We start from the raw sequence: 11,973 nt of genomic DNA, 5'->3' as shown, positions 1-11,973 counted from the left end.
CTTGAAAGCAATTTCACCCCGGTGGGACGCCTGTTCTATGCGGCATCGACCATGGTCTGCACGCCGGCGTCGATGGCGCAGGAGGTAGGCCTTGCGCTCGGCGCGCAGGCCGGCGAAGCGCGGCAGCGCGAGGTGGCAACGCAAGGCGGCTTTACCCGATTCCGCCGTGCCGCGGAGACGCCGTTTAATCTGATCCTGGAGGCGAGGAAGTAACCCTCGTGTCCCGGACGCGATGCGGCATTCTTCATGCCGCTTCGCGTTCGGGGCACGGCTACCGTCCCCACCGGTCCTGCCAGATTTTATCGCCGATCATGCAATTCACCCGCGGCGCTTTCTCGGCGACCGGGATGACGCGGCGCTCCGGCGTGCGACCGGCGACCTCGAGCACCAGCTTGGTACGGATCGCTTCCTTGAATTTCTCGCGGTCCTTGATCGTCACCACGAAGGCGCCCGGCCCGCCGATCACGCAGTCTTCGTAATAGAAATCCAGATTGTCGATGTCCATGGTCGAATAGGACGGCTCCTTCACCATGATCGGCAGGCCGTTGATGGTGACGCCCTTCTCGACCGCGGCGTCGCGCGCGCCGATGACGGGCGCGCCGTTGTTGTTGGGGCCGTCACCGGAAATATCGATGACGCGGCGCAGGCCCCGATGCGGGTTCTCGTCGAACAGCGGCATCGCGAAATTGATCGCGCCGGAGATCGACGTGCGCGACGCCCGGCGGATCGGCGTTTTAACGATCTCGTTGGCGACCGCGTCCGCCGTTTCCGGGCCGTCAATCACGCGCCAGGGAATGATGATCTTCTGGTCGCTCGAGGCCGCCCACTCGAAATACGTGATCGAGATCTTGCCATTGGGGCCGGTTTTCAGCGCCTGCAAGAATTCCTTCGAGACGATGGCCTGCGCGTAACCCTCGCGCTGGATGGCGAGCTCATCCATGTCCATCGAATACGAGACGTCGACGGCGAGAATCAATTCGACGTCGACCGACGGTACGCTCTCCTTGGCAGCCAAATGACTTCCAGGGCCTGGCGCGGCGATGCCCGCGACGTCACCCCCGGTCATCATCCCCGCAATAAGCACGGCCCCGATCGAGACACACCAGCGCATAGCGGCCCTCCGGTCATTTGACGCGATGGTGACACGCAATGGGCCCCACGAAAAGCAGGAACATGCGTTGTCCTTCACTTTCAAGTCAGTGAAAGAACGCCCTAATTTCAGGGAAACGACCGCAGGGCCCGGTTTCGCCGAAGGCCGAGAGGCTGTATTCTGGCCGGAAACCGCGGAACGTCAGGAGTTGCCGCTGGAATGATCGATACCGTCGTAAAACCCCGCACCAAGGTCAAAACCCAAACCGAACGGCCGCGGCTGCACAAGGTCATCCTGGTCAACGACGACTTCACGCCGCGCGAATTTGTCGTCACGGTCCTCAAGGCCGAATTTCGCATGACTGAGGATCAGGCCCACCGGGTGATGATTACCGCGCACCGGCGCGGCGTCTGCGTGGTCGCGGTCTTCACCAAGGACGTCGCCGAGACCAAGGCGACCCGCGCCACCGATGCCGGCCGCGCCAAGGGCTATCCGCTGCTGTTCACGACCGAGCCGGAGGAATAGCAACACAAGAAAGCCGTCATCCCCTGAGGCGCCGCGCGTCTTCGCGCGGCGTCTCGAAGGATGGCCGCGGATGCCCGTGCTCGTGTTCATCCTTCGAGGCTCGCCGAAGACGGCGAGCACCTCAGGATGACGGCAGCGGCTCTTCATCCGCTAGGCCGTAGACCCGCTCGGCCTTGGAAAACCCGGCGATCGGAAACTCGCCGAGATCGCACCAGCCTGCATTGCTGCAAATCCCCGCGAAGCTTGCGGAAGCAACCACCGTGCGGTGCAGGTTGCTGGCGATCTTTTCCAGCCGGGCGGCGAGGTTGACCGCGGGGCCGATACAGGTGAAATCGAGGCGGTTGCCGCCGCCAATATTGCCGTAAAGCACCGTGCCGATATGGAGCGCCAGGCCGAAACGAAATATTTCGACGGTGTGACCACCTTCGGAATAGGTCAACTCCGCGACGCTGGCACGGCATTCATGGACTGCCTCGAGAACCTGATTGCAAATGTCCGCGGCGTTGCCGTCTCCCACCACTGGAAACACCGCCAATAGTCCATCACCCATGAATTTCAGTACTTCGCCACCACGCCGCCTGATCGCATCGACCTGGCAATCGAAGTAGCGGTTGAGAATATCGACCACGACCTCCGAAGGCAGCCGATCGGACAGCCGCGTGAATCCACGCAAGTCCGAAAGCCAGATCGCCGCATTCATGGTGTCGGTGTGGCCGCGCCTGATCTGCCCGGCGAGAATCCGTTCGCCGGCGCGGTTGCCGACATAGGTATCGAGCAGCAGCGCCGCGGTGCGCCGCAGGCTGATGATTTCGATAATCCGCGTCAGCGGCACGACGAGTTGCCGCAGTCCGTCCAGTTGCTCGTCGGTGAAACCGCCGGGTTGCTTCGTGGTCCAGCTCGACGCATGAGTCTGGCCGTCGATGAACAGCAGCGGCAGGGCGATATAGTCGGTGACGCCTTCGGCGCGCATGTCGTCGATGAACGGGAAGCGCTTGCTCTCCGGATCATCGGGCCGGCCCCTGACCTCGATTCCTTCCCTGAACACGATCGCGAGCGGACTGCTTCGAAATTCCGGTGCATCCTGAATGTCGAAATCGACCGAGCCTATTTCGACCTCGGCGCCGGGCTTCCAGATGAAATTGCGGCCGTAGATATCGGGATGCAAGGTTCTGATGAACACGCCGACGCGCCACAACGGTATACCCGCTTGCACGAGGCGTTCGCAGGTTTCCGCCATCATCCTGGCTGGATTGGGCGTGGATCTGGCGCCGTCGATCAGCCAGTCGGTGATTTTCGTGAGTTCGGCGGCGAGCATGCTAGCCGACCTGGCCGCGATGGCGGAGGAAATGATCCGCCAGCACGCACGCCATCATCGCTTCACCGACCGGCACCGCGCGGATGCCGACGCAGGGGTCGTGACGGCCCTTGGTCATGATGTCGGTGTCGGCGCCGCTGCGGTCCACGGTGCGGCGCGGCGACAGGATCGACGAGGTCGGTTTTACCGCGAACCGCGCCACCACCGGCTGCCCGGTCGAGATGCCGCCCAGGATGCCGCCGGCGTGATTGCTCATAAAACCCGGGCCGTGATTGGTCATCCGCATCTCGTCGGCGTTTTCCTCGCCGGACAATTCCGCGGCGCCAAAGCCCGCGCCGATCTCGACGCCCTTCACCGCATTGATGCTCATCAGCGCGGCGGCGAGATCGCCATCGAGTTTTGCATAGATCGGCGCACCGAGGCCCGCCGGCACGCCTTCCGCGATCACTTCGATCACCGCGCCGATCGACGAGCCGCGCTTGCGGATCTCGTCGAGATAGGTTTCGAAGAACGCCGCCTTGTCCCTGTCGGGGCAGAAGAACGGGTTGCGGCCGATCTCGTCCCAGTCCCACTTGTCGCGGTCGATCTTGTGCGGCCCCATCTGCACCAGGGCGCCGCGCACGGTCATGCCGGGCACGATCCTGCGGGCGATGGCGCCGGCCGCCACCCGTGTCGCGGTTTCGCGCGCCGAGGAGCGGCCGCCGCCGCGGTAATCGCGCAGGCCGTATTTGGCTTCATAGGTGAAGTCGGCATGGCCGGGGCGAAACTTGTCCTTGATGTCGGAATAATCCTTCGAGCGCTGGTCGGTGTTTTCGATCAACAGCGCAATCGGCGTTCCCGTCGTGACGTGCATGCCGGTGTCGGGATGCGCCATTACGCCGGACAGGATTTTCACTGCATCCAGTTCCTGGCGCTGGGTGGTGAAGCGCGATTGGCCGGGGCGGCGGCGGTCGAGATCGCGCTGAATGTCTTCCACCGTCAGGGGCAGTTGCGGCGGACAGCCGTCGACCACGCAGCCGATCGCAACCCCGTGGCTTTCGCCGAAGGTCGTGACCCGGAACATGTGGCCGAAGGTGTTGAAGGACATTGCGAGTGCCGATTGACTACAACGTGGATATTCCACGGCCGTGTTTAATGGTGCCCACCAAGGCGGTCAAACTCTCGTTCGTCATGCCCGGCCTCGTGCCCGGCATCCACGTCTTCTGGCTTGGCTCTCCTTAAGACGTGGATGGCCGGGACAGGCCCGGCCATGACGGAGCGTCTTAACCATACTTCGTCACGCCGCCATCGCCGAATACATAGACAACGCCCTGCTCGATAAACAAATCGGACGCGCCGGCGGGTGTTTCGATGCCGAGCGCCACCATCAGCGCCCGCGCGGTGCCGCCATGGGCCACCGCGACAGTGTCCGTTTTCAACGAATCGTACCAGTCGCGCATCCGCAGCTGCACCGAGGCATAACTTTCGCCGCCCGGCGGTAGCGCGCCCCATTTGTCGCGTTCGCGGCTTGCGTAGAGTTCGGGATGTGAGACGCGCGCCTGCGCCAGCGTCGAGCCTTCCCAATGGCCGTAGCCGATTTCTCGCAGACGGTCGTCGAGCGCGTAGCCGCCCGGCGGCAGCTTCAGCTCGGCGCGTACAGTATCCATGGTGACGCGCGCCCGCTGCAGCGGGCTTGCGACGAAAGCGAGGCTTGAGGCGTCCAGGTCCTGGCGGCCAAACAGATCGGCCAGGACACGCCCCGCATGCGCGGCTTGCGAAAGACCAAGCTCATTGAGCGGCGTGTCGATGCCGCCCTGCAAGCGGCCTTCGACATTCCAGTCGGTCTCGCCGTGGCGCATGTAGTAGATTGTCGGCATGTCTCGCTCGGCGTCATTGCCGGCTTGACCCGGCAATCCATCTTTCAAAAAAGTTTTTCAAGGGGATGGATGCGCGGGTCAAGCCCGCGCATGACGGCAGCAACTATTCCTTCGCCAGCGAATTGCTGAGCGCGATATCCGGCGCGTCGGGGCGCTTCATGCCGACGACGTGATAGCCGGAATCGACGTGATGCACCTCGCCGGTGACGCCGCGCGACAGGTCCGACAGCAGATACGTCGCGCTGTCGCCGACCTCCTCGATGGTGACGGTGCGGCGCATCGGCGCGTTGTACTCGTTCCATTTCAGGATGTAGCGGAAGTCGCCGATCCCGGATGCTGCCAGCGTCTTGATCGGGCCCGCCGAAATCGCGTTGACGCGGATATTGTTCGCCCCCAAATCGGCCGCGAGATAGCGCACGCTGGCTTCCAGCGCCGCCTTGGCGACGCCCATCACGTTATAGTGCGGCATCCATTTCTCGGCGCCGTAATAGGTCAGCGTCAGAATCGAGCCGCCATCGGTCATCAGTTTCTCGGCGCGCTGCGCGATTGCGGTCAGCGAATAGCAGCTGATCAGCATGGTCCTTGAAAAATTATCCGCGGTGGTCTCGATATAGCGGCCATCGAGCTCATCCTTGTCCGAGAATGCGATGGCGTGCACCACGAAATCAATCTTGCCCCAGTTTTGCTTGAGCACGTCGAATGCTGCATCGATGGTGGTGGGATCGGTGACGTCGCAGTGACCGAGCAACAGCCCGTCCAGTTCCCTGGCCAGCGGCTCGACGCGCTTTTTCAGCGCGTCGCCCTGCCAGGTCAGCGCGATCTGCGCGCCCGCCGCGCGACAGGCTTTGGCGATGCCCCACGCGATCGAGCGGTTATTGGCGACACCGAGGATTACGCCGCGCTTGCCCTGCATCAGGCCCGAATGATCAGCCATTCCGTTTCCTGTCGATCGAATTACGCCTTGCCGGGGTACACCAGCACCTCACTTTGGTACACCCCAAATATGGGCTGTGGACCGCGCTGTGGGCGCAAGCGTTAACGGAATAGTCCCGTCATTTCGGTGTTATGTTGGGCAGGCGACGTTGCTGCCGACGGTAGCCGAACGTCCACAGGACAAGCTTCAGGACCAGGTTTGAATGACCGCGTTTCGCGATGACGTCGAAGCCATGATCCCGGCGCTGCGCCGCTATGCGCGGGCGCTGGCGCGCGACGCCGATATCGCCGACGATCTGGTGCAGGACACGCTGGTGCGGGCGCTGCGTTCGGAGCGGCTGTTTCTCGGCGGCGACATCCGAAGCTGGCTCTACACCATCCTGACCAATCTGAACCGCAATCGGCGCCGCTCGCTGGCGCGGCGTCCGCAGTTCACGCCGCTGTTGGAAAACAACCCGGATGCCAGCGGCACCGAAGCCGAAGGCCGTGACATCGCCCGCGCGCTGGCGACCTTGGTGGAGGACCAGCGCGCGGTGCTGCTGCTGGTGATGCTGGAGGGATTGAGCTACCGCGAGGTCGCCGATATCCAGGGCGTGCCGATCGGCACCGTGATGTCGCGCCTCGCCCGCGCCCGCGCCCATGTCAAGGCCTGCCTCGAAGGCGAACGTCCCGTGCTTCGGCGGGTGAAGTGATGGCAAGCATCATGCATGTGGATAACAAGTTCAATGCCGCAAGAATTTCGATGAAGAAGAGACCACGACAATGACCGACCCTAAAATTGCCGTCACCGAGGACGAATTGCACGCGTATATCGACGATGAATTGCCGGCGGAGCGGCGCGGCGATGTCGAGGCGTGGCTGGCAACGCATCCCGACGATGCCGAACGGGTGCGATCGTGGCGGGCGATGGCGGACGCGCTGCATGCCCGTTACGACCGCGTTGCCCACGAGGCGGTGCCGAAGCGGCTCGAGGTCGAGGGGCTGGCGCGGCAGCCGCGCAAATGGATGGTTGGCGCGATCGCAGCGGCGCTGGTGGCGTTCATCGCCGGCGGCGCCGTCGGCTGGATGGCGCATGGCGCGGCGGCGGCGCCCTCGGCGTTCCAGACCCTGACGCTCGATGCGCTGGATGCGCATAGATTGTATGTGGTCGAGGTCCGGCACCCGGTGGAAGTGGCGGGCTCCGAAAGGAGCCATCTGCAGCAATGGCTGTCGAAGCGGTGCGGCTATAATGTGAGGGCGCCGGAGCTGGACGGCACCGGCCTTAAACTGGTCGGCGGACGGCTGTTGCCGGGACCGCAAGGGCCCGCGGCATTCTTCATGTATGAAAGCCCGTCCGGCGAACGCTTCACGCTCTACATCTCGCGCGCGGAAACCGGCTCCACGCAGATGCGCTATGCGGCGCGCGAGAGAGACGGCGCGCTGTTCTGGGCCGACCACGGCGTCGGCTATGTGCTGAGCGGTCCCACCGACAAGGACCGGCTGAACCAGGTCGCGCGGCTGGTGTACGACCAGACCGAGAAGGCGGGGGGATGAACTGCGTGCCCCGGACGCAGCGCAGCGCGGAGCGCTTGCGAAGCGGTGCGCTGCAGAGCCGGGGCCGTTACAGAGGTCGGCGTTCGTTAGGGTCCCGGCTCTGCGGAGCGGCATGAAGAATGCCGCACCGCGTCCGGGACACGAGGCCGTTAATTCACCCCAGATCGCTTCGCGGATTATACGGGTGGCTGTCGCGCCATTTTTGCATCAAGGCTTCGAGTTCGGCGTCGTTGCCGTCGGGCAGCATGATGCGGGTGATGAAATACAGATCCCCGGCGCCGCCGGATTTCGGCAGGCCTTTGCCCTTCAAACGAAAGCTGCGCCCGCTCGAGGTGTTTTTCGGGATCGACAGTTCGACCGCGCCGCTCAAGGTCGGCACGCGCATCTTGGCGCCGAGCACGGCCTCATACAGCGTGATCGGCAGGTCGACCCGCAGGTCGCTGCCGTCCACCTTGAAGAATGCATGCGGCGCAATGCCGATGGTGATCAAGAGGTCGCCAGGGCGATGGCCGGGCGCAGTTTCGCCCTGCCCCTTGAGCCGGATCTGCTGGCCCGCGGTGACGCCCACCGGAATCTTGACATTGAGTTCCTTGCCGGTGGGCAGCCGGATCCGCTTCTCACCGCCCTTGACCGACTCTTCGAGCGACACCGTCATGGCGACGCTGAGATCGAGATCGGCGCCAAAGGGACTCTCGTCGAACGCGGTAGCCCCGCCCCGCGCGCCACCAGCGGCGCCGCCGAACATGCTCTTCAAAATGTCTTCGAAGCCGCCCCCCTCGACACCGCCGGGACCGCCGCCGGTCCGGAAGCTGAACGACTCAAAGCCGCCGCCGGGCGATGCGCCGCGTCCGCGCGCGCGCGGGTCGCCGCCGCCAAAACCCTGAAAGCGCGGCTTGCCTTCGGCATCGATTTCGCCGCGGTCGAACTGCTTGCGTTTGGCCTCGTCGCCGATGATCTCATTGGCCGAGTTCACTTCGGAAAAACGCGCCGCGGATTTCGGATCGTTCTTGTTGGCGTCGGGGTGATGCTTCTTGGCGAGCTTGCGATAGGCGCTCTTGATCGCCGCAGCGCTGGCGCCCCGCGGCACCCCCAAGACCTCATAGGGGTCGCGCATCCGTCACGTCTCCTTCGCGGGATTCAACACTCATTAGGCCGGTAGCCCTCCGGCTTCATTTGGTGTGTCAGTGGTATTTTTGCAACGGGGCCGCTGCAGCCGGAGCTTAGCCCTTTTTCCACGGCTTCAGGGTATGAATTTCCCACTGGCCATGATCGGACCGGCACGCCCCGCCCTGCAGCCAGCTTTCCGACCGGCCATTAACATAGCTCGCCAGAAAATCGCGGCAGGTGCGCCCCTCCGACGGATACGCCGCGGCGATCGGCGTCACCGAGCCGCGCGCGCCGGTTTTCGGATTTTCCCAGGGCTGGCTGAAATCCTTGCCGCCCCTGGTCAGCACGTCGGAGGCGGCATTGCGGGCAAACGCCAGATCGGCCTCGGTCGGCCCATCGCCGCCGGAGTGCGCCGGATCTACCGAGCCGGTCACTTCGCTGCCTTCCATCTTGGCGAAGGCCGAATCGGTGCGGGACATGCTGCAGCCGCCGGCGCCGGAACCGATTAGAATCAATGTGAGCAGGGTCCCCGCGGGGCCGATCGCGGATAGGCCAGGGCGCGCCCATGCCCTATATAGGCTTGGGCGGCACTGCCACAACGCGCGCTGAACCGCAGGATGCAACTCTAGAAACTCCGGCAAATGACCGACACCACCGACATCAAACACCCAACTCAGTTAACGCCCGGTGATTTCACCACCGCCGAAGAGCCGTTTGCGCTGTTTGCCGAATGGTTTGCCGAAGCCTGCAAGTCCGAGCCCAACGATCCCAACGCAATGTCGCTGGCGACCGTCGATTCCGGCGGCCTGCCGGACCTGCGAATGGTGCTGATGAAGGGCTACGACGCCGACGGCTTCGTGTTCTACAGCCACATCGCGAGCGCCAAGGGCCGCGAGCTCGCCGCAAATCCTAAAGCCGCGTTATTGTTTCACTGGAAGTCGCTGCGCCGCCAGGTCCGCATCCGCGGCAATGTGACCGCCGTGACCGAGGCCGAGGCCGACGCCTATTTTGCCACCCGGCCAAAACAGGCCCAGATCGGCGCCTGGGCCAGCAAGCAGTCGCAGCCGCTGGAGAGCCGTTTTGCGTTCGAGCAGGCGATCGCTTTGGTCGCGGCCAAACACATCGTCGGCGAGGTGCCGCGACCATCGGGCTGGAGCGGCTGGCGCATTCACCATTCGCAATTCGAATTCTGGCACGATCGGCCATTTCGTCTGCACGACCGCATCGAATTCCGCCGTGATGCCGCTGATGGACCATGGACGAAAACAAGGCTGTATCCGTGAGTCCTGACAGGGCGAAACCCGCCGATCCCAACGCGCCGCGGCGCACGCTGCTGCTCACCGGCGCCAGCCGCGGCATCGGCCACGCCACCGTGATCCGCTTTTCCTCGGCCGGCTGGCGCGTGCTGACCTGTTCGCGGCATCCGTTTCCCGAACAATGCCCGTGGGGCGCCGGCCCCGAAGACCACATCCAGGTCGATCTTGCCGACCACGACGACACCGCGCGCGCGATCGGCGAAATCCGCGAACGGCTCGAAGGTGGCGAACTGCATGCGCTGGTCAACAATGCGGCAATTTCGCCGAAGGCCGAAGGCGGCGGCCGGCTCGGTTCGATCGACACCGACGTCAACACCTGGAGCCACGTGTTCCGGGTCAATTTCTTCGCGCCGATCATGATGGCGCGCGGTCTGCTCGAGGAGTTGAAGACCGCCAAGGGATCGGTGGTCAACGTCACCTCGATCGCGGGCTCGCGCGTGCATCCGTTTGCGGGCGCCGCCTATGCCACCTCCAAGGCGGCGCTGGCCTCGCTGACGCGCGAGATGGCGTCGGATTTCGGCCGCTTCGGTGTCCGCGTCAATTCGATCGCGCCCGGCGAGATCGACACCTCGATCCTGTCGCCGGGCACCGAGAAGATCGTCGACCAGCAGATCCCGCTGCACCGGCTCGGCACGCCGGACGAGGTGGCGAAGATCATTTACGTGCTGTGCACGGAGACGAGTTCATACGTGAACGGCGCGGAGATCCATATCAATGGCGGGCAGCATGTCTAGTTGCGCACCAACGTCATCCCGAGGAGCCGCGCATCTCGCGCGGCGTCTCGAAGGACGGCTACGCATCCGTCTCTCCATCCTTCGAGGCTCGCAAGAGCTCGCGCCTCAGGATGACGGCAGTGTAGGTGGCAATTCAAATCACTCCGCGTAAAACTTGAGAGGCATATCGCGCGGCGCCGCGACGTTAAATCCCGCGCTCGAGCAGTCGTCCTCGGACTCGCCCTCGCCGAGCGCAGCACCGCAATGCCGGCAGTTGCGCGCGGACGCTTTGGCGGCGCCGATTTTACGTCCCTGTTGATAGCTTGCAAAATCGACGACGTTGCGGCCGGGCGTTAGGATTTTCTCAACCATTGCTGTCCTCGCGGCGTGGACCAGCTTTATGGCAGACAAGTTTCGCTCAAACGTTCAGCGCACCGCTCAAATTTTACGGGAGAAATTGTGGCGTCTTCACCTCTCCCCGCTCTTTCGCGGGGAGAGGTCGAAGCCGAAGCGCAGCGCAGGCTTCGGGTGAGGGGCGAGGCAGTGCGCCGAACACGCACGAAGGACTCTCAGGTCGGCTGGTTGCGGTGAGGGTTTCCGACCCAATGGTTTTTGGACCTGGCGACTCAGTGCCTCGCCCCTCACCCGGCGCTGCGCGCCGACCTCTCCCCGCGAAAGAGCGGGGCGAGGTTTAAGAGATGCCTCGCTTCAAACTCTATTCGACGATTCAAACAGCCAACCGCTTGCGTTCTCGCGGCGCAGTGCGTCCGAGGTTTGCCAGTCCCTCGCGAACCCAAGCGAGGGGATGGAGCGGCGGGAGGCGCCAGGGCACCAGCGGGCACCCCTTGAGGCGGGATTAACGTACCCACCTCGCGCGGCAAGGCTACCGCGCGCGCCCAGTGACGTAGGGCGCGGCACCTCCCGGCGCTCCACCTTGGCCACCAGCCTGTCGGCCATTCCGGGGCGCCCCGGTCCGGCCAGCTCTCGCTCCGTCCGCTAAAAGGAACGCTTCTAGAAAGCGCCCCCTCATCGGACAGGACACGAGCAGGATAAGGCAGGTTTTGGGGTGTTGGATAGGTATACATTCACAATGTCGTGAACGACAGTTCGTAGCCCGGATGAGCGCAGTGAAATCGGGACCTTTGTGCCGTCGATTCCCGGGTTTCGCTGCGCTCACCGGGGCTACGAAGAGCCACCGCGTTCTCTACAACCACTTCTTCCATTTGAAAAACAGATACGGCCCCACCGCGGCCATCAGCATCATGATCAGCGCCATTGGGTAGCCGTGCGCCCATTCGAGTTCGGGCATGAATTTGAAATTCATGCCGTAGACCGAGGCGATCAAGGTGGGTGGCATCAGCACGACCGCCATCACCGAGAACAGTTTGATGATGTTGTTCTGCTCGAGGTTGACCACGCCGAGCATGGCGTCGAGCACGAAGGTGATCTTGTTGGACAGATAGGAGGCGTGGTCGGTCAGCGAGGCGACGTCGCGCTGCATGGTTTTCAGCTGCTCGCGCATGTCCTTCGACCATTTGACGCCGTCGACCGCGGCGGCCACGAACGTCACCACGCGTCCGACCGA

Annotated in this window: 14 protein-coding genes and 1 pseudogene; 6 read left to right on the top strand and 9 right to left on the bottom strand. The window is 63.7% G+C overall.

Annotated features, from left to right (window positions below):
- Positions 1–213 (top strand): annotated as a pseudogene (locus tag VGP39_RS00990) (SAM-dependent methyltransferase); the annotation flags it as partial.
- A 58-nt stretch (positions 214–271) separates the two neighbouring features.
- Here the strand turns inward: VGP39_RS00990 and VGP39_RS00985 are convergent.
- Positions 272–1,111: a DUF1194 domain-containing protein gene (locus VGP39_RS00985; RefSeq protein ID WP_327566244.1), complete on the bottom strand. Its 840-nt coding sequence runs from the start codon at positions 1,109–1,111 to the stop codon at positions 272–274.
- Between the two features lie 198 nt (positions 1,112–1,309).
- Here VGP39_RS00985 and clpS point away from each other — a divergent pair, with 198 nt between their 5' ends.
- The gene (clpS, locus tag VGP39_RS00980) at positions 1,310–1,615 is read left to right on the top strand and encodes an ATP-dependent Clp protease adapter ClpS (RefSeq protein WP_327566243.1); all 306 of its coding nucleotides are present in this window, start codon (positions 1,310–1,312) and stop codon (positions 1,613–1,615) included.
- Positions 1,616–1,736: 121 nt separating this feature from the next.
- Here clpS and VGP39_RS00975 read toward each other — a convergent pair whose 3' ends face one another.
- The 4 genes from VGP39_RS00975 to fabI all read right to left on the bottom strand — a co-directional run bounded on the left by VGP39_RS00975 (position 1,737) and on the right by fabI (position 5,720).
- Positions 1,737–2,930 carry an adenylate/guanylate cyclase domain-containing protein gene (locus tag VGP39_RS00975; protein ID WP_327566242.1) on the bottom strand — a complete coding sequence of 398 codons (1,194 nt, stop codon included), beginning with the start codon at positions 2,928–2,930 and terminating at the stop codon, positions 1,737–1,739.
- 1 nt (position 2,931) lies between these two features.
- A complete protein-coding gene (gene aroC / locus VGP39_RS00970) occupies positions 2,932–4,017 on the bottom strand; it encodes a chorismate synthase (protein ID WP_327566241.1) in 1,086 nt (361 codons plus the stop codon).
- 175 nt (positions 4,018–4,192) lie between these two features.
- Positions 4,193–4,786 (bottom strand): histidine phosphatase family protein, encoded by a 594-nt coding sequence (locus VGP39_RS00965; RefSeq protein ID WP_327566240.1) that lies wholly within the window; start codon positions 4,784–4,786, stop codon positions 4,193–4,195.
- A 103-nt stretch (positions 4,787–4,889) separates the two neighbouring features.
- The gene (gene fabI, locus VGP39_RS00960) at positions 4,890–5,720 is read right to left on the bottom strand and encodes an enoyl-ACP reductase FabI (protein WP_327566239.1); all 831 of its coding nucleotides are present in this window, start codon (positions 5,718–5,720) and stop codon (positions 4,890–4,892) included.
- Positions 5,721–5,922: 202 nt separating this feature from the next.
- Here fabI and VGP39_RS00955 point away from each other — a divergent pair, with 202 nt between their 5' ends.
- Positions 5,923–6,411 (top strand): sigma-70 family RNA polymerase sigma factor, encoded by a 489-nt coding sequence (locus tag VGP39_RS00955; RefSeq protein ID WP_327566238.1) that lies wholly within the window; start codon positions 5,923–5,925, stop codon positions 6,409–6,411.
- 70 nt (positions 6,412–6,481) lie between these two features.
- A complete protein-coding gene (locus VGP39_RS00950) occupies positions 6,482–7,252 on the top strand; it encodes an anti-sigma factor (RefSeq protein WP_327566237.1) in 771 nt (256 codons plus the stop codon).
- Positions 7,253–7,406: 154 nt separating this feature from the next.
- On the opposite strand, the gene VGP39_RS00945 is transcribed toward VGP39_RS00950, so the two are convergent.
- Both VGP39_RS00945 and VGP39_RS00940 read right to left on the bottom strand, forming a co-directional pair.
- Positions 7,407–8,366: a DnaJ C-terminal domain-containing protein gene (locus VGP39_RS00945; protein ID WP_327566236.1), complete on the bottom strand. Its 960-nt coding sequence runs from the start codon at positions 8,364–8,366 to the stop codon at positions 7,407–7,409.
- Positions 8,367–8,472: 106 nt separating this feature from the next.
- Positions 8,473–8,838: an RT0821/Lpp0805 family surface protein gene (locus VGP39_RS00940; protein ID WP_327566235.1), complete on the bottom strand. Its 366-nt coding sequence runs from the start codon at positions 8,836–8,838 to the stop codon at positions 8,473–8,475.
- A gap of 162 nt (positions 8,839–9,000) precedes the next feature.
- On the opposite strand from VGP39_RS00940, the gene pdxH reads away from it, so the two are divergent.
- Positions 9,001–9,642, top strand: coding sequence for a pyridoxamine 5'-phosphate oxidase (pdxH, locus tag VGP39_RS00935; protein ID WP_327566234.1), 642 nt, complete (start codon positions 9,001–9,003; stop codon positions 9,640–9,642).
- A complete protein-coding gene (locus VGP39_RS00930) occupies positions 9,639–10,409 on the top strand; it encodes an SDR family oxidoreductase (protein WP_327566233.1) in 771 nt (256 codons plus the stop codon). Before pdxH ends, VGP39_RS00930 begins: the two co-directional genes overlap by 4 nt.
- A 138-nt stretch (positions 10,410–10,547) precedes the next feature.
- On the opposite strand, the gene VGP39_RS00925 is transcribed toward VGP39_RS00930, so the two are convergent.
- Together VGP39_RS00925 and VGP39_RS00920 are read right to left on the bottom strand one after the other, a co-directional pair.
- The gene (locus VGP39_RS00925; protein WP_327566232.1) at positions 10,548–10,760 is read right to left on the bottom strand and encodes a hypothetical protein; all 213 of its coding nucleotides are present in this window, start codon (positions 10,758–10,760) and stop codon (positions 10,548–10,550) included.
- A gap of 832 nt (positions 10,761–11,592) precedes the next feature.
- Positions 11,593–11,973, bottom strand: a 381-nt coding sequence (locus VGP39_RS00920; RefSeq protein WP_327566231.1) for a CorA family divalent cation transporter, incomplete at its 5' end; no start/stop codon positions are given.

The organism is Bradyrhizobium sp. (genome assembly GCF_036009065.1).
In the GTDB taxonomy this organism is placed as follows: Bacteria; Pseudomonadota; Alphaproteobacteria; order Rhizobiales; family Xanthobacteraceae; genus Bradyrhizobium.
This window is presented reverse-complemented; position numbering and strand designations above follow the sequence as displayed.

Bases quoted from the DNA above. Each gene is read 5' to 3' on its own strand.
- VGP39_RS00985 (WP_327566244.1), bottom strand. From the start codon at position 1,111: ATGCGCTGGTGTGTCTCGATCGGGGCCGTGCTTATTGCGGGGATGATG.
- clpS (WP_327566243.1), top strand. From the start codon at position 1,310: ATGATCGATACCGTCGTAAAACCCCGCACCAAGGTCAAAACCCAAACC.
- VGP39_RS00975 (WP_327566242.1), bottom strand. From the start codon at position 2,930: ATGCTCGCCGCCGAACTCACGAAAATCACCGACTGGCTGATCGACGGC.
- aroC (WP_327566241.1), bottom strand. From the start codon at position 4,017: ATGTCCTTCAACACCTTCGGCCACATGTTCCGGGTCACGACCTTCGGC.
- VGP39_RS00965 (WP_327566240.1), bottom strand. From the start codon at position 4,786: ATGCCGACAATCTACTACATGCGCCACGGCGAGACCGACTGGAATGTC.
- fabI (WP_327566239.1), bottom strand. From the start codon at position 5,720: ATGGCTGATCATTCGGGCCTGATGCAGGGCAAGCGCGGCGTAATCCTC.
- VGP39_RS00955 (WP_327566238.1), top strand. From the start codon at position 5,923: ATGACCGCGTTTCGCGATGACGTCGAAGCCATGATCCCGGCGCTGCGC.
- VGP39_RS00950 (WP_327566237.1), top strand. From the start codon at position 6,482: ATGACCGACCCTAAAATTGCCGTCACCGAGGACGAATTGCACGCGTAT.
- VGP39_RS00945 (WP_327566236.1), bottom strand. From the start codon at position 8,366: ATGCGCGACCCCTATGAGGTCTTGGGGGTGCCGCGGGGCGCCAGCGCT.
- VGP39_RS00940 (WP_327566235.1), bottom strand. From the start codon at position 8,838: ATGTCCCGCACCGATTCGGCCTTCGCCAAGATGGAAGGCAGCGAAGTG.
- pdxH (WP_327566234.1), top strand. From the start codon at position 9,001: ATGACCGACACCACCGACATCAAACACCCAACTCAGTTAACGCCCGGT.
- VGP39_RS00925 (WP_327566232.1), bottom strand. From the start codon at position 10,760: ATGGTTGAGAAAATCCTAACGCCCGGCCGCAACGTCGTCGATTTTGCA.